We start from the raw sequence: 16,547 nt of genomic DNA, 5'->3' as shown, positions 1-16,547 counted from the left end.
CGGCCTTTTCATGTGTCGAAAGCCCGGATCAGCGGCGGGGCTGCGTGCCCGGGGGAACCGCACCCGGGGGCATCGCGCCGGGCATACCGGGCATGCCGCCCTGCTGGGCCTGCATCTGCATCTGGCGGACCACCGCTTCCGGCAGGAAGTCGATCAGGTCGATGTCGAAGACGAGCGTCGAATTACCGGGGATCGGGCCCTTGGTCTCGGCGCCATAGCCGAGCGACGGCTTGATCCATACGCGGTACTTCGAGCCCTTGGGCATCAGCTTCAGCGCTTCGGAGAAGCCCGGGACGACGCCGGCGACGGGCATCGGGGTCGGCTGCTGCGACTTGTCGAAGACCGTGCCGTTGAGCAGCTTGCCTTCGTAATTGATCAGCGCGACGTCCGCGTCGGTCGGCTTGGGCGCACCCGGCGCGCCGGGCTGCAGCACCTTGTACTGAAGGCCGGACGGGGTGGTGACGACGCCGCGGGCGCGGGCGTTGCGGGTCAGGAAGTCGTCGCCCTGGCGCGCGAGCGCGAACGCCGCGATGCAGGCGAGCGCGATGCCGACCCAGAGGTAGACGAGATAGCTGCGCTTGACGGGCTGCAGCGGAACGGCGGTGACGGTGGACATCAGAGCACCTGGAGCTGTGGTGCCGGGCCGGCCGTCACCGGTTCAAAAGTCGCAAAAGTCACGCCGACGCGCGTGTTTCGCACACGCACGCCGGTGATTTTACAATGACTTACCGTGCGCCGTCGCGCTCAGCGCGCTTGCGCTCGAGCTTGCGGGCGCGACGGACCGCAGCGGCACGCTCGCGCGCACGCTTTTCCGACGGCTTCTCGTAGTGACGGCGCAGCTTCATCTCGCGATACACACCCTCACGCTGCAGCTTCTTCTTGAGCGCGCGAAGAGCCTGGTCGACATTGTTGTCGCGGACGACGATCTGCATAAAACCCAATCACTCCGGTCAATAGCTAATGCGGCCGCAGACAAGGGGTCCGCGCCGTGCGAACGGTGCCCCTAGCAGCGACATGCCCCATTGGCAACCCGTGACGGCACGCGATGCCCGATCCGCCGCGGCCGGCATGGCGGCAAGCGTTGACAGGCTGGCTGAGAACAACGAGTGGTAACGCTAACCGCTAAATTGACAGACAAATAACAGGAGAGTGCCGGTCCATGACTGCCTGTGTGTTCGACCCTGCCGACGCGCTGGGCGCGGAATGGCGCGAAGGCCGCTGGATCGGCCGCATCGATCGCGGCGAAGGCCCCTGCCCCGTGCTGGTGGTGGACGGCATCGTCCATGACATGAGCCGCGTCGCGCCGACAGTCGCCGATCTGGTCTCCGCCGCCGCCTTCGATCCGGCGGCGGGCGAGGTGATCGGTGCGCTGGATGCGATCGGCCTGTCTGTCGATGGCCCGGTCCGCCTGCTCTCCCCCATCGATCTGCAATGCGTGAAGGCGGCGGGCGTGACCTTCGCCGTATCGGCGATGGAGCGCGTGATCGAAGAGCGCGCCCGAGGCGATTCGAGCGCAGCGGCCGAGGTGCGCGGCCGACTCGAGGGGCGGATCGGCGGCAGCATGCGCGCGGTGGTGCCGGGATCACCCGAAGCCGCGGCGCTGAAGCAGGCGCTGATCGACGAGGGCCTGTGGTCGCAATATCTGGAGGTCGCGATCGGCCCCGATGCGGAAATCTTCACCAAATCGCCCGTGCTGTCGACGGTGGGCTGGGGCGCGGATGTCGGCGTGCGATCCGATTCGACGTGGAACAACCCGGAGCCGGAGGTCGTGCTGCTGGTCGATGCCCAGGGCAAGGCGGTGGGCGCCACGTTGGGCAACGACGTCAACCTGCGCGATTTCGAAGGGCGATCCGCGCTGCTGCTGGGCAAGGCGAAGGACAATAACGCGTCCTGCTCGCTGGGCGCGTTCGTGCGATTGTTCGACGACCAATTCACGATGGACGACGTCCGCAATGCCGAGATCACGCTACGGATCGAGGGCGCGGACGGCTATACGCTGGATGGCAGCAGCGCGATGAGCCAGATCAGCCGCGACCCCGAAGAGCTGAAGCGGCAGGCGCTGAGCGAGCATCACTATCCCGACGGCTTCGTGCTGTTCCTTGGCACCTTGTTCGCGCCGACGCAGGATCGCGACGTCGCGGGTCAGGGCTTCACCCACAAGGTCGGCGATACGGTCGAGATCGCGACGCCGCGGCTGGGGCGGCTGGTCAATCGCGTCGTCCATTCGAAGGATGCGCCGGCATGGGAGTTCGGGATCGGTGCGCTGATCCGCAATCTGGCGGCACGGGGGCTGTTGCAATGACCGACACGACGATGACCGACACCCGGGCGATCTACCCCTCGCTGCGCGATCGGCGCGTGATCGTGACCGGCGGCGGATCGGGGATCGGCGCGGGACTGGTCGAGGCGTTCGTGCGGCAGGGTGCGAAGGTCGCCTTCGTCGACGTTGCCGAGGCCGAATCGCAGGTGCTGGTCGAGCGGTTGAGCGCAGGTGCAGCGCATGTGCCGCTGTTCCGGCGGCTGGACCTGACCGACCTCGACGCGGTCGCGCGGGTGTTCGCCGACATGCAGGAGGCGCTGGGCGGGGTCGACGTGCTGGTCAACAACGCCGGCAACGACGATCGCCACACGGTCGCCGACGTCACGCCCGCTTATTGGGACGAGCGGATGAACGTCAATCTGCGCCATCAGTTCTTCGCCGCCAAGGCGGTGGTGCCGGCGATGCAGGCGGCGGGCGGCGGCGTGATCGTCAACTTCGGATCGATCAGCTGGCACTTGGGCCTCGAAGACCTGATCGTCTACCAGACCGCCAAGGCCGCGATTGAGGGCCTGACGCGCAGCCTGGCGCGCGATCTGGGCCGCAGCAACATTCGCGTGAACGCGGTGGTGCCGGGCAATGTGAAGACGCCGCGGCAGGAGAAATGGTACACGCCGGAGGGCGAGGCGGAGATCGTCGCAGGCCAGTGCCTGGACGGGCGCATCCTGCCCGAGGACGTGGCGGCGCTGGTGCTGTTCCTCAGCTCCGACGATGCGAAGATGTGCACGGGGCATAATTACTGGGTGGATGCCGGCTGGCGGTGACGGGTTTGGGGTTACGACCTGTTCGGTTCCGTTCGTCACCCCGGACTTGGTCCGTGTTCCACGCCGCGGCTAGGGGGACGGCAAGAGGCCAGCCGACCCCCTGCGGCCCGGTGGACCCCGGAACAAGTCCGGGGTGACGGTGTGGGTGGGGCTGCCGTCCTCTTACCCCGATCGGTGCGGGCCAGTGCCTGGACGAGCGCATCCTGCCCGAGGACGTCGCGGCGCTGGTGCTGTTCCTGGCGTCGGATGATGCGAAGATGTGTACGGGACATAATTACTGGGTGGATGCCGGCTGGCGGTGAGGGGGTTGGGGTGACGGCCTGTTCGTTTCCGTTCGTCACCCCGGACTTGGTCCGTGCTCCACGCCGCGGCTAGGGGACGGCAAGAGGCCAGCCGACCCCCTGCAGCCCGGTGGACCCCGGACCAAGTCCGGGGTGACGGTATGGGTGGCGTGGCCGTCCTCTTACCCCGATCGGTGCGGGCCAGTGCCTGGACGGGCGCATTCTCCCTGAGGACGTGGCGGCGCTGGTGCTGTTTCTGGCATCGGATGATGCGAAGATGTGTACGGGGCGTAATTGTTGGGTGGATGCCGGCTGGCGGTGAGGGGTTTGGGGTGACGGTCTGTTCGTTTGCCTTCGTCACCCCGGACTTGGTCCGGAGTCCACTCCGCGGCTAGGGGGGCGGCAAGAGGCCAGCCGCCCCCCTGCGGCCCGGTGGACCCCGGAACAAGTCCGGGGTGACGGTGTGGGTGGGGCTGCCATTGCCCCTCCCCGCGTGACTTTCCGCCCCCTCTTCGACTAGGCAGCGGGCTTCGCAACGCATGGGAGCTGGCGGCTTGGGCAGGGTGATGAGGGCGGTGGCGCAGACATGGGCGATGCTGCTGCTTGCCCTAGCGATGCCGGCGCTGGCGCAACCCTCGCCCATCGACACCGCGAGCCGCGAACTCGCCGGGGCGGAGACTGACCTTGCCGCGGTCGATTCGGCGCTTGATGGCAAGGTCGATCGGGCCGGCCGTGCCGACCTGCGCACGCGGGCGCTCGCTGCGCAGAGCGATGCGCGCGATGCGGCGGATCAGCTGCGCGGGCAGCTCGCGCTGGTCGATGCCCGGATCGCCGGGCTGGGGCCGCCCGCCGCTGGCGTCATCGAGGCGCCCGACATCCGCGCCGAACGCAAGGCGCTGGCGCAGGCGCGCGATGCGCTCGATTCGAAGGTGAAGCGCGGGCAGCTGATCGCGGTGGAGGCGGGGCAGCTGGTCGCCGAGATCGACGAGGCGCAGGCGGCGGAGATCGGGCAGCGTATCTCGGTCCGGTCGCCCTCCCCCGTCTCACCCGCATTCTGGGAGGAGCTGCTCTCCGCGATGCCGCGCGATGCGCGCCGGGTCGCGACGCTGATGCGGCGCGAATGGTCGCAGGGCGATGTCGCGCTGCGCGCGGGCAAGCCGTGGACCGCGCTGCTCGGCGCGATGCTGGCGCTGCTGCTGCTGTTCCCCGTGCGGCAGCGGCTGCGCGGGATCGGCCAGCGCTATCTGGTCAGCGACGCGCCGGGCCACCGCGTGCGCCGATCGGCCAATGCGATGTGGCGGGTGCTGATCGGCACGGCCATGCCGACCGCCGCCGCATTCGTGCTCATACAGGGGTTGCGCTGGGCGGCGCTAATCGCCCCCGCCTGGAGCCAGCTGGCCGACGCGCTGATCGGCGCTGCGGGCTTTTCAGGCTTCACCGCCGCGGCGGGCGCTGCCTTCCTGATGGCGCGTCAGCCGTCGTGGCGGGTGGTGCCGCTGACCGATGCGGTCGCGACCGCGCTGCGTCCGACGGTGTGGGTGTTTGCCGCGCTGACCTTCGTCGTCATCCTGCTGGATGCGTTCAACACCGCGATCGGCGCCAGCCCGCCCGTACTGCTGGCGTCGCAGGTGGCGGAGGCGATCGCCAATCTGCTGCTGATCGGCGGCACGCTGCTGGTGATCGGGCGGCTGCGTGCGCGCGCTGCGGCGAATGGCGCGGATGCGCAGGAGGCGGCGACCAGCGTCGGCGTGGGCGCGGCGACGGTGGCGCTGTGGCTGGTCGTCACGGGCGCGGGGCTGGCGCTGCTGGCGGGCTATATCGGGCTGGCGGCGACGGTGTTGCAGTTCGTGCTGTGGGCGACGCTGCTCGGCATCTGCACCTATCTGCTGATGATCGTCATCGACGATGTCGCGACCAGCCTGTTCCAGCGCGACAGCCGCGTCGGCACGACATTGCGCCACGGTGTTGGCGTGGGCGGCAGCGCGGTGGACCAGTTCGGCGTGCTGCTGTCCGCCGCATTGCGGCTGGCGATCCTCGCCATCGCGCTGGGGCTGGTGCTGTATCCGTTCGGGGCGGGCTTCGGATCGGTACTCGACCGGCTGAGCGGGCTTGCGCGCGGCGTGCAGATCGGCGGCATCGCGATTTCGCCGGGCAGCATCCTGCGCTTCATCGCCGTGCTGGCGATTGGTCTGTTCCTGGTGCGGCAGTTCATGGGCTGGCTCGACCAGCGCTATCTGCCGACCACCGACCTCGACGGCAGCGTGCGCAATTCGATCCGGCTGGTCGCGCGTTACGTGGGCATCGCGCTGGCGGTCATTTGGTCGCTCGCCTCGCTCGGCATCGGGATGGAGCGGATCGCGCTGCTGCTGTCGGCGCTGTCGGTCGGTATCGGTTTCGGGTTGCAGGCGATCACGTCCAACTTCGTATCCGGCCTGATCCTGCTCGCCGAGCGGCCGATCAAGATCGGCGACCTGATCCGCGTCGGCACCGACGAGGGCGACGTGAAGCGGATCAACGTCCGCTCGACCGAGATCGAGCTTGCCGACCATTCGACGCTGATCGTCCCCAATTCGGAGCTGATCACGAAATCGGTGCTCAACAAGACGCTGGGCGCGCCGCTGGGGCGGATCCAGGTGCAATTCACCGTGCCGATCGAGGCGGATGCCGATCGCGTGCGCGAACTGGTGCTGGAGACGTTCGCGGCGGAACCGGCGATCCTGGATACGCCCGAGGCCAAGGCGTTCATCGACGGGATCGCCGACGGGCGCGTGCGCTTCAATTGCTTCGCGCATGTCGAAAGCCCGCGCGCGGCATATAGCGCCCGCAGCAACGTGCTGATCGTCCTACTGCGGCGGATGCGCGAGGCGGGGATCGAGCTCGGCACCGTGCCGCAGAAGCTGGAGCTGGTGTCCGCACTCCCCGCCCCCGAACCGGCCGCGGCCGAGCCCAGCGCGCCCTGACCGGCTTGCCCGGCACCGGCGAAGGGGATAGCGCTCCGCCCCATGACCAGCCTGCCGGACTGCCCGCCCGCCCCGCCGTCGAGCCACGAGCACGTCGTCATCGTCGGCGGCGGCTTTTCGGGGACGCTGTTCGCGATCAACCTGCTGCGCCACGAAGGGCCGCGCGCGACGCTGATCGAGCGGCGCCCCCATCAGATGGCGCGCGGCGTCGCCTATAGCGCGGCGCATGCCGAGCATCTGCTGAACGTGCGCGCCGGCAACATGAGCGCGTTGCCCGACGATCCCGGCCACTTCGTGCGCTGGTTGGAGGCGGAGGGACTGGGCGATGCCAAGACCTTCGTCTCGCGGCGCATCTATGGGCGCTATCTGCGCGGGTTGCTCGACGCGGCGATGGCGGCACATCCGGGGCGGATCGCGCTGGTCGAGGGCGAGGTGTGTGCGATCGACCGCAGTGGCGCGGGCGTGACGCTGTCGCTGCAGAGCGGCGAGGCGATTGCCGCGGATGCGGCAGTGCTGGCGCTGGGCAACCTGCCGCCGCATACGCCGGGCGGACTCGATCCGGCGGCGCTGCCGGCGGGCTGCTATCTGTCCGATCCTTGGGCGGGCAACATTGCGGCGGAGCTGACCGACGCCGATCGCGTGGTGTTGATCGGCAGCGGGCTGACCGCGATCGATGCGGCGCTGACGCTGGAGGCGGCGGGGTTCCGCGGCAAGATCCTCGCGCTGTCGCGGCGCGGTCTGTCGCCGCGGGCGCATGCCGACCTGCCGGGGCAGCCGGGGCTGCGCGAGAAGCCGGCGGGGACGCTGTCGGCGCTCGTCCGCCATGTGCGGACCCGGGCCGAAGCGATCGGATGGCGCGCCGCGGTGGACGAGTTGCGCCCCGTCACGCAGCTGATGTGGGGCGCGGCGGATGCGGCGACGCGGGCGCGGTTCCTGCGGCATGTGCGGCCGTATTGGGACGTGCATCGGCATCGGCTGGCGCCCTCGATCGCGGCGAAGATCGATGCGCTGGTCGCGGAGGGGCGGCTGCGGTTCGTGGCGGGGCGGATCGTCGGGGCCGAGGCGGACGGCGATAGCGCGTCACTGACGTGGCGGCCGCGGGGCAGCGAGGGAACCGAAACCACGTCGGCGCGGCGGATCGTCAATTGCACCGGGCCGCAGGGGGATCTGCTGCGGTCGGAAGAGCCGCTGCTGCGGCAGCTGATCGCCGCGGGGTTGGCCCGCCCCGACAGTTTGCGCATCGGGCTGGACGTCGACCACCAGTCGCAGGTGATCCATGCCGACGGGACGGTCGACGACCGGCTGTTCTGCATCGGACCGATGACCCGTGGCGACCTGTGGGAGGTCGTGGCGGTGCCCGATATCCGACAGCAGAACTGGACGCTCGCGCGGCGGTTCGCGCATGCGCAATGGGTGGGTGGCGAGGGACTGTAACGTCCCCCGCCGCTCCCGATTTACCAGTTGATGCCGACGCGGGCGTACAGGTAGCGGCCGTTGAACCCGAACGGCGAATAATAGGGGAAGCCCAGCACGCCGGTGGAGTTGTTCGCGGCGATCTGGCGATCGGGATAGACGTCGAACAAATTGCTGACGCCGAGGCCGATCTGCGCGCCCTTGGGGGCCGAATAGCGCAGCTCGAAATCGGTGATCGCATGCTGACCGGTGTGGACGTCGGCGGTGCCGCTCGCCAGCGTGCCCGGCTGATTGACGTCGCCGTAATAGGTGACGCGGGCGAGCGCGCCGAGCTTGTCGAGCGACCAGTCGATCGTGCCGGTGATCTTCTCGCCCGGCGTGCCCTGTTCCAGCGTCAGGATACGGCTGCGTGCGAACAAGGTCGGCGCCGGGTTGAGCGTCGCGGTCGAGGTGGGGACGCGGGTGACGTCGATCTTGTTGATATTGCCGGCCAGCGTGAAGTCGAACGCGCCCGCGCTCTCCGTGCGCCAGCGATAGTGCGCGACGGCGTCGATGCCCTTCGTGGTCGAGGCGAGGCCGTTGATGAAGAAGCGTGCCGCCGTTGCCCCGGTATTGGTGCTGGCGAGCAAGCGCGCGATCTCGGCATTGACCGCGGCCGATTGTGACGCGCTCTGCGTAATGTTCTCCGACAGGCCGATCTGGTTGCGGATGCGGATCGAATAGGCGTCGACGGTGAGGTCAAAGCCGCCGGCGCGGATGACGGTGCCGAGCGAGATGTTGGTGGACTTTTCGGGTTCGAGCGGCAGGCCGCCAAGCGCTGTGCCGACCGGGCTGACCGAGGGATAGGTGCCGGTCAGGATCGGCACGCCGTTGGTGACGACCGAAGCGACCTGGGTGAAATATTGCTGCTGCAGCGACGGCGCACGGAAGCCGGTGGAGATGGTGCCGCGCAGCGCGAACCAGGGCGCGACGTCGTAGCGGGCCGAGAACTTGCCGTTGGCGGTGCTGCCGAAGTCCGAATAATCCTCCGCGCGGCCGGCGAGGCCGATCAGCAGTGCATCGGTCAGCTGCGCTTCGAGGTCGAGGTAGACGCTGCCGCTGCGGCGGTTGCGCTTGGTGGCGTTGCGGGGGGCGAAGCCGCCGAAGCCCTGCGCGCCCGGTGCCGACCCGGCGACCGCATCGGTCGCACCGGCAGGGTAATCGTAGGAGGCGCGCTCGCCCGGCGTGATCTTATAGCCTTCGCGGCGCCCCTCGATGCCGAAGGCGACGTTCAGCGACTGGAAGACGTCGAACTTGCGGGTGACGTCGAGGCCCGCCACGTACTGGTCGTAGGCGACCGCACCGTCGTAGAAGTTGCGCGGGGTGCTCGACCCATAGGCGTAGTTTGCCGAATTGAGCGTGCGGAAGTCGACGGTGTTGCGGCCGTAGCTCAGCGACAGGTCGACGTCGAAGTCCGACACGGTGCCGCGCAGGCCGACCGCCGAATTGATATCCTTCGACTTGGTATTGATGATCGGCAGGAAGCCGTTGGGATAGCCGGCAAGCGTCAGCTGGGTGATGGTCGCAGCGCTGGCATTGTCGGCGCGGACGCGCGGGAAGGCCGCGCCGCGGGTGTCGCGGTCCTGATAGCCGCCGAACGCATACAGCTTCAGGTTGTCGGTCAGCGAGGTGCCGGCGTTGACGAAGCCGGTGAACTGTTCGACCTCCGGGTCGCCATAGCGGCCGGTGACGCGGGTCGGCGTCACGCGCGGATCGAAGTCGGCGCGGTTGGTCGGCTGGCGCTTCAGATATTCGCCCGAGACGGTGACGAAGCCGTCGCTGCCGAAGCCGATGCCCTGCCAGGCCGAGGCAGTGACGGTGTGTTCGCCGGTGACGTGGCGGCTGCCGCGTGCCGTATCAACCTGCGTGTCGTAGAAGCCGTAATTGACCTGCGCGCCGCCGCCCGAGCGGGCTTCGCGAAGGCGGAGGTTGACGACGCCGGCAATCGCGTCCGAGCCGTACTGCGCCGAGGCGCCGTCGCGCAGCACCTCGATCCGGTCGAGCGCCACCGTCGGGATGGTGTTGAGGTCGACCGCCGCCGAACCGCGGCCCACGGTGCCGTTGGTGTTGAGGTTGGCGGAGGTGTGGCCGCGGATACCGTTGATGAGCACCAGCGTCTGGTCGGGCGACAGGCCGCGCAGCGTCGCTGGGCGGATCGCATCGGTCGCGTCGTTAGCGGAAGGCCGCGGGAAGTTGATCGACGGGGCGACGGTGGCGAGCGCGGTCGCGAGTTCGGTGGTGCCCTGCCGCTGCAGGCTGGCGCCGCTCAGCACGTCGACCGGAGCGACGCTGTCGAGGCGGCTGCGGCCGGTGGCGCGGGTGCCGGTGACGATGATGTCCTGGCCCCCATCTGGATTATTGGCATCAGCCGTTGAGGCGGCGTCGGCGACGGGGGCCGACTGGGCGGCTTCGGTCTGTGGTGCGGTTTGCGGAGCAGCCTGAGCAAGCGCTGCGGCGCTGGCGGCGGCGAGGAGTTCGCTGATGATGGTCACGGTTCAGCCCCTTTTGGAATCGTTGCGCTGGGTAGCGGATGGGGCGGGATAGCCCATCGATCCGGTGGATGAACCGCAAGAAAAACTTTGCTGCGGTGCGGTAGGGGTTCTCCTCTTCCTTCGTCACCCCGGACTTGGTCCGGGGTCCACTTCGCGGCGAGGGGGGTGGCTGGAGCCTCTTGCCGTTCCCTTGCGGCCCGGTGGACCCCGGAACTAGTCCGGGGTGACGATATGGGTGGGAAGGCGTTACGCCCCCTTCCGCTTGAGCAGCGCCTTCCGCAGGCACTGGCACACCGGTTCGTCGCGCTGGTTGAGGAGGACGTGGCGGAAGGTGACGAGGCCGGCGTCGAGGCGGGACTTGCTGTCGCGCAGTTCCACGACTTCGGTTTCGGCGCGGAGCGTGTCGCCGATGAACACCGGCTTGGGCATCACCAGTTTGTCGTAGCCGAGGTTCGCGACCAGCGTACCGAGCGTCGTGTCGCCGACCGACAGGCCGACCATCAGCGCGAAGGTGAAGGTGCCGTTGACGAGGATCTGGCCGAACTCGCTCGCCTTCGCCGCTTCGGCGTCGAGGTGCAGCGGCTGCGGGTTGTGGGTCATGGTCGAGAACAGGAGGTTGTCCGTCTCGGTCACGGTACGGCGGATGTCGTGCGTCAGGCGGTCGCCGACCTGCCATTCGTCGTAGAAGCGGCCGGCCATTATTGCTCTCCCTGCGGTTCGATGCGGACAAGCAGCGTGCCTTCGGGCACCTGCGCCTCGGGCGTGGCGGTGAGGTCTGCGACCACGCCGTCGAAGGGGGCGGTGAGGCTGTGTTCCATCTTCATCGCCTCCAGCGTGACGAGGCGCTGGCCCTTGGTGACGGATTGGCCGGCGGTGACGTCGACCGCGATGATGCGGCCCGGCATGGGGGAGAGGATCGCGCCGTCCCCTGCCCCGCCGGCCGCGGCGGCGGCGGCGCGATAGGGGGTGATTTCCCACGTTTGGCCGCCTTCGGTGACGAGGAGGCGGTCGGGGGCCGTACCTCGGTGAGCCGCCCCAACATCCGTTCGGGCTGAGCCTGTCGAAGCCCGGGTTGCCGCAGGGGATGCCTGCGTTTGTGGCACCCCGCCCTTCGACAGGCTCAGGGCGAACGGAGTGTGGGGTTGGCTCAGCCCGAACTGGATGTGGGATTGGCTCAGGGCGAACGGGGGTGAGGCGGGGTGGCTGAAGTCCACCTCCACCGGCTCCCCCGCCACCGACAGCATCGCGATCTGGCGCGGCGCGGCGTTGAGGCGGAAGCCCGGCACCGGCTGCGGGCCGGCGAGCGCCTGGGCGGCTTCGACCAGCACCTCTTCGCTGGGCAGCGCGGGCGGCATCAGCGCGTCGCCTTCGCGGGCGATGAGGCCGGTGTCGAGGGTCGCGGCGACGAAGGCGGGGTGGTCGAGCGCCTCGACGAGGAAGCCCGCATTGCTGCGCAGCGGCCAGACGATTGCGGCGTCCAGCGCGTCGGCAAGCGTTTCGCGCGCCTCTTCACGGGTGTCGCCATGGGCGATCACCTTGGCGATCATCGGATCGTAATAGGGGGTGATCGTGGCGCCCTGTTCGACGCCGGTATCGACGCGCACGGTGTCGCCAAGATCGAAGGCGTCGAGGCGGCCGATGCTGGGCAGGAAGCCCTTGGCGGGATCCTCGGCGTAGAGGCGTGCTTCCATCGCGTGGCCGTGGATCGCCAATTGGTCCTGACGGCAGGGCAGCGGCTCGCCGCTGGCGACGCGCAGCTGCCATTCGACGAGGTCCTGGCCGGTGATCATCTCAGTCACCGGATGTTCGACCTGCAGGCGGGTGTTCATCTCCATGAACCAGATGCGATCGGCGTTCAGGCCCTCGCTGGCGTCGGCGATGAATTCGATCGTGCCGGCGCCGACATAGTCGACCGCCTGCGCGGCGCGGACGGCGGCGGCGCAGACCGTTTCGCGGGTGGCGGCGTCCATGCCGGGCGCGGGGGCTTCCTCGATCACCTTCTGGTGGCGGCGCTGGAGCGAGCAGTCGCGTTCGAACAGATGGACGACGTTACCGTGGCTGTCGCCGAAGACCTGCACCTCGATATGGCGCGGGCTCAGCACGTATTTTTCGAGCAGGACGCGGTCGTCGCCGAACGAGGCCGCCGCCTCGCGCTGGCAGCTGGCGAGCGCTTCGGCGAAATCGGCGGCATCGTCGACGCGGCGCATGCCCTTGCCGCCGCCGCCCGCCACCGCCTTGATGAGGACGGGATAGCCGATCGCGTCGGCCTCAGACCGGAGGCGATCGGGCGACTGGTCTTCGCCGAGGTAGCCGGGCGTGACGGGCACGCCGGCGGCGATCATGCGCGCCTTGGCAGCGTCCTTCAGGCCCATTGCGCGGATGCTGTCGGGATTGGGACCGACCCAGATCAGGCCGGCGTCCTGCACCGCCTGCGCGAAGTCGGCATTTTCGCTCAAGAAACCGTAGCCGGGGTGGATCGCCTGTGCGCCGGTGGCCTTGGCCGCGGCGATGATGCGCTCGCCGATCAGATAGCTTTCGGCCGGGCGCGGGCCGCCGATCGCGACGGCTTCGTCGGCCTCGCGGACGTGGAGCGCGGTCGCATCGGCATCGGAATGGACCGCGATCGTGCGGATGCCGAGGCCGCGTGCGGTGCGGATGATGCGGCAGGCGATCTCGCCGCGATTGGCGATGAGCAGCGATTCGATCACGGGGCGCTCCGGGGGAAGTGTTGCTGGAAGTGGACGAAGTGGAGGGTACGTCGTGTCCCGGACACCGGGGGCTGCGGGGGCGAGGAACGTACCGGGGTGTGCGAGGGCGAAGCGAGGAGCGCGGCCATGCACGTTCCCCTTACCATATTTGATGGCGTGTAGGACAGCGCCATCGGGCCTCGCCCTATCCTCCCCGAGCTTGTCTCGGGGAGGGGGACCATGCGAAGCATGGTGGAGGGGCCTGCGCGATGCTCGACAAGCCGGGAAGGACAGTGCGCCACGCGCGCCAGTTGCGCCGCACGATGACGGTGCCTGAGGTGGCGTTGTGGGCGACCTTGCGCGCGCGGCCTTCGGGTTTGAAGTTCAGACGGCAGCATCCGGCGGGGCCGTTCGTACTGGATTTCTATTGCGCGGCGGCGCGGCTGGCGGTCGAGGTCGATGGCGAGGCGCATGATCGCGGCGATCGGCCGGAGCGTGACGAGCGGCGGGATGCGATGCTGCCGGCCTATGGGATCGAGACGTTGCGGGTGTCTGCACGCGAGGTGCTCCGCGATCTGGAGGACGTCGTCCGGCTGGTGGTGGCGGCCGCACAGGTGCGCATGCCCCTCCACCACCGGCCTGCGGCCGGCGGTCCCCCTCCCCAAGCGGCGCTTGGGGAGGAATAGGCGGGTCCCGCCGATCACATCCGGAACACGCCGAAGCTGGGGCGCTCCGGGATGGGGGCGTTGAGGCAGGCTGCGAGGCTGAGGCCGAGGACGTCGCGGGTCTGCGCGGGGTCGATGATGCCGTCGTCCCACAGGCGCGCGGTGGCGTACCAGGGGTTGCCCTCGTCTTCGTATTTGGCGCGGACGGGGGCCTTGAAGGCTTCGGCCTGATCGGGCGTCCAACTGTCCGCGTCGCGGTGGACGGTGGCGAGGACGCTGGCCGCCTGTTCGCCGCCCATCACGCTGATCCGGCTGTTGGGCCAGGTGAACAGGAAGCGGGGCGAATAGGCGCGGCCGCACATGCCGTAATTGCCCGCGCCGAAGCTGCCGCCGATCAGGATGGTGATCTTCGGCACGCTCGCGGTGGCGACGGCGGTGACGAGCTTTGCGCCATGTTTGGCGATGCCTTCCGCCTCATACTTGCCACCGACCATGAAACCCGAAATGTTCTGGAGGAACAGCAGCGGGATTTTGCGCTGGCAGGCGAGCTCGATGAAATGCGCGCCCTTTTGCGCGCTTTCGCTGAACAGCACGCCGTTGTTGGCGAGGATCGCGACGGGCAGGCCGTGGATGGTGGCGAAGCCGCAGACCAGCGACGCGCCGTACAGCGCCTTGAATTCGTGGAATTCGGAGCCGTCGACCAGGCGCGCGATCACCTCGTGGACGTCATAGGGGGCGCGGACGTCGTCGGGGATCAGGCCGTAGAGGTCCTCCGCCGGGTAGAGCGGGGCGCGGGCCGGCGCGATCTGCGGGCCGGTCTGTTCGGGCAGCGTCGCGACGATGTCGCGGACGATCGACAGCGCGTGGTCGTCGTTTTCGGCAACGTGGTCGACGACGCCCGAGCGGCGGCCGTGCGTGTCGGCACCGCCTAAGTCTTCGGCGCTGATGACCTCTCCCGTCGCGGCCTTCACCAGCGGCGGGCCGGCGAGGAAGATCGTGCCCTGGCCGCGGACGATGATCGTCTCGTCGGACATGGCGGGGACATAGGCGCCGCCCGCGGTGCAGCTGCCCATGACACAGGCGATCTGCGGGATGCCGAGCGCCGACATGTTCGCCTGATTGAAGAAGATGCGGCCGAAGTGATCGCGGTCGGGGAACACCTCCGCCTGATGCGGCAGGTTGGCGCCGCCGCTGTCGACGAGGTAGATGCACGGCAGGCGATTTTCCTGCGCGATTTCCTGCGCGCGGAGGTGCTTCTTCACGGTCAACGGGAAGTAGGTGCCGCCCTTCACCGTCGCGTCGTTGCAGACGATCATCACCTGCCGGCCCGACACGCGGCCGATGCCGGCGATCATGCCGGCGCCGGGGACGTCATCGTCATAGAGGCCGTAGGCGGCGAGCTGGCCGATTTCGAGGAAGGCGCTGCCAGGATCGAGCAGGCGTTCGACGCGATTGCGGGGGAGCAGCTTGCCGCGGGCGGTGTGGCGCTCGCGCGATTTGGCATTGCCGCCGAGGCCCGCCGTCGCGACGTCGGCGCGCAGGCGGTCGGCGAGCGCGCGGTTGTGCGCGGCGTTGCGGGCGAAGGCCTCGCCGTCGCGGGTGACGGTGGTGGGGAGAACGGGGCCCATCAGATCCTCCCCAAGCTTGCTTGGGGAGGGGGACCGCCGCGTAGCGGTGGTGGAGGGGCGGTGCGAAGCACCGGCTGCGCCGGCCCCTCCACCACCGGTCTGCGACCGGCGGTCCCCTTCCCCGCGCTGCGCGCAGGGAGGAATTGGGAGGCCCTCACTGCGCCACCTTCGGCGCGGCGCCGATGAGTTCGCGGCCGATCAGCATGCGGCGGATTTCGTTGGTGCCGGCGCCGATGTCGAGCAGCTTGGCGTCGCGCATGAAGCGTTCGACCGGCCAGTCCTTGGTATAGCCGGCGCCGCCCAGTGCCTGGATCGCCTCGAGCGCGACCTTCACCGCATTTTCGCTCGCCAGCAGGATCGCGCCGGCGGCATCGAAGCGGGTGGTCTTGCCGGCGTCGCAGCTCTTGGCGACGGCATAGACATAGGCGCGCGCCGAGTTGAGCGCGACGTACATGTCGGCGATCTTGCCCTGCATCAACTGGAACTGGCCGATCGGCTGGCCGAACTGCTTGCGATCGCGGACGAAGGGCACGACGACGTCGAGGCAGGCCTGCATGATGCCGAGCTGGATGCCGGCGAGCACCGCGCGCTCATAGTCGAGGCCGCTCATCAGCACGCCGACGCCGCCGTTGAGCGGCCCCATGATCTGTTCGGCAGACACGTAGCAATCGTCGAACACGAGTTCCGCGGTCGGCGAGCCGCGCATGCCCATCTTGTCGATCTTTTGCCCGATGCTGAAGCCGGGCATGTCCTTTTCGATCAGGAAGGCGGTGATGCCGCGCGACCCCTCACCCGTCTTCGCATAGACGACGAGCGTGTCGGCGTAGGCCGCGTTGGTGATCCAGAATTTGGTGCCGTTGAGGACATAGCCGTCTCCTCGTGCCTCGGCGCGCAGCTTCATCGAGACGACGTCGCTGCCCGCGCCCGCTTCGGACATGGCGAGGCTGCCGACGTGTTCGCCGCTGATGAGCTTGGGCAGGTATTTCGCCTTTTGCTCCGCGTTCGCCCAGCGGCGGATCTGGTTGATGCAGAGGTTCGAATGCGCGCCGTAGCTGAGGCCGATCGAGGCCGACGCGCGGCTGACTTCCTCCACCGCGACGACATGTTCGAGATAGCCGAGGCCGAGGCCGCCGTCGGCTTCCTCGACGGTGATGCCGTGGAGGCCGAGTTCGCCCATCGCGGTCCACAGTTCGTCGCGCGGGAACCAGTCGTCGGCGTCGATCCTGGCAGCGAGCGGCGCGATCCGGTCGGTGGCGAAGCGCTGCGTCGAGTCGCGGATCATGTCCGCGGCCTCGCCGAGG

12 protein-coding genes and 2 pseudogenes are annotated in these 16,547 nt (G+C 68.8%); 7 read left to right on the top strand and 7 right to left on the bottom strand.

Features of this window, described 5'->3' with window-relative positions; genetic code table 11:
- Positions 1–28 precede the first annotated feature (28 nt).
- Both GGR47_RS04860 and rpsU read right to left on the bottom strand, forming a co-directional pair.
- Positions 29–616, bottom strand: a complete 588-nt coding sequence (locus tag GGR47_RS04860; RefSeq protein WP_147036407.1) for an FKBP-type peptidyl-prolyl cis-trans isomerase — start codon at positions 614–616, stop codon at positions 29–31.
- A gap of 109 nt (positions 617–725) precedes the next feature.
- Positions 726–932: a 30S ribosomal protein S21 gene (gene rpsU, locus GGR47_RS04855; RefSeq protein WP_017978269.1), complete on the bottom strand. Its 207-nt coding sequence runs from the start codon at positions 930–932 to the stop codon at positions 726–728.
- Between the two features lie 227 nt (positions 933–1,159).
- Between rpsU and GGR47_RS04850 the strand changes: the two genes are divergently transcribed.
- The 6 genes and pseudogenes from GGR47_RS04850 (at position 1,160) to GGR47_RS04825 (ending at position 7,756) form a co-directional block, all read left to right on the top strand.
- The gene (locus tag GGR47_RS04850; protein ID WP_147036406.1) at positions 1,160–2,302 is read left to right on the top strand and encodes a fumarylacetoacetate hydrolase family protein; all 1,143 of its coding nucleotides are present in this window, start codon (positions 1,160–1,162) and stop codon (positions 2,300–2,302) included.
- Positions 2,299–3,081, top strand: a complete 783-nt coding sequence (xylB, locus tag GGR47_RS04845; protein WP_147036405.1) for a D-xylose 1-dehydrogenase — start codon at positions 2,299–2,301, stop codon at positions 3,079–3,081. The genes GGR47_RS04850 and xylB overlap by 4 nt, the downstream gene beginning before the upstream one ends.
- Before the next feature lie 170 nt (positions 3,082–3,251).
- A pseudogene (locus tag GGR47_RS04840) lies at positions 3,252–3,383 on the top strand (SDR family oxidoreductase); the annotation flags it as partial.
- A 169-nt stretch (positions 3,384–3,552) separates the two neighbouring features.
- A pseudogene (locus GGR47_RS04835) lies at positions 3,553–3,684 on the top strand (SDR family oxidoreductase); the annotation flags it as partial.
- Positions 3,685–3,928: 244 nt separating this feature from the next.
- A complete protein-coding gene (locus GGR47_RS04830) occupies positions 3,929–6,322 on the top strand; it encodes a DUF3772 domain-containing protein (protein ID WP_244305263.1) in 2,394 nt (797 codons plus the stop codon).
- 42 nt (positions 6,323–6,364) lie between these two features.
- Positions 6,365–7,756 (top strand): FAD/NAD(P)-binding protein, encoded by a 1,392-nt coding sequence (locus GGR47_RS04825; protein ID WP_147037155.1) that lies wholly within the window; start codon positions 6,365–6,367, stop codon positions 7,754–7,756.
- A gap of 20 nt (positions 7,757–7,776) precedes the next feature.
- On the opposite strand, the gene GGR47_RS04820 is transcribed toward GGR47_RS04825, so the two are convergent.
- The 3 genes from GGR47_RS04820 to GGR47_RS04810 all read right to left on the bottom strand — a co-directional run bounded on the left by GGR47_RS04820 (position 7,777) and on the right by GGR47_RS04810 (position 12,974).
- Complete coding sequence (locus GGR47_RS04820) at positions 7,777–10,266, bottom strand: TonB-dependent receptor plug domain-containing protein (protein ID WP_147037156.1); 2,490 nt, start codon at positions 10,264–10,266, stop codon at positions 7,777–7,779.
- Between the two features lie 246 nt (positions 10,267–10,512).
- Positions 10,513–10,965: a MaoC family dehydratase gene (locus GGR47_RS04815; RefSeq protein WP_147037157.1), complete on the bottom strand. Its 453-nt coding sequence runs from the start codon at positions 10,963–10,965 to the stop codon at positions 10,513–10,515.
- A complete protein-coding gene (locus GGR47_RS04810; RefSeq protein WP_147037158.1) occupies positions 10,965–12,974 on the bottom strand; it encodes an acetyl-CoA carboxylase biotin carboxylase subunit in 2,010 nt (669 codons plus the stop codon). The genes GGR47_RS04815 and GGR47_RS04810 overlap by 1 nt, the downstream gene beginning before the upstream one ends.
- Positions 12,975–13,222: 248 nt before the next feature.
- Here GGR47_RS04810 and GGR47_RS04805 point away from each other — a divergent pair, with 248 nt between their 5' ends.
- Positions 13,223–13,639, top strand: coding sequence for an endonuclease domain-containing protein (locus tag GGR47_RS04805; protein WP_147037159.1), 417 nt, complete (start codon positions 13,223–13,225; stop codon positions 13,637–13,639).
- A 14-nt stretch (positions 13,640–13,653) separates the two neighbouring features.
- On the opposite strand, the gene GGR47_RS04800 is transcribed toward GGR47_RS04805, so the two are convergent.
- Together GGR47_RS04800 and GGR47_RS04795 are read right to left on the bottom strand one after the other, a co-directional pair.
- A complete protein-coding gene (locus GGR47_RS04800) occupies positions 13,654–15,249 on the bottom strand; it encodes a carboxyl transferase domain-containing protein (RefSeq protein WP_147037471.1) in 1,596 nt (531 codons plus the stop codon).
- A gap of 151 nt (positions 15,250–15,400) precedes the next feature.
- Positions 15,401–16,528, bottom strand: a complete 1,128-nt coding sequence (locus tag GGR47_RS04795) for an isovaleryl-CoA dehydrogenase (protein ID WP_147037141.1) — start codon at positions 16,526–16,528, stop codon at positions 15,401–15,403.
- Between the last annotated feature and the right edge of the window lie 19 nt (positions 16,529–16,547).

Origin of the sequence: Sphingomonas aquatilis, from assembly GCF_014196115.1 — a bacterium.
Taxonomy (GTDB): domain Bacteria; phylum Pseudomonadota; class Alphaproteobacteria; order Sphingomonadales; family Sphingomonadaceae; genus Sphingomonas; species Sphingomonas aquatilis.
The sequence above is the reverse complement of the archived record's forward strand: the minus strand, read 5'-3'. Positions and strand labels throughout refer to the sequence as shown.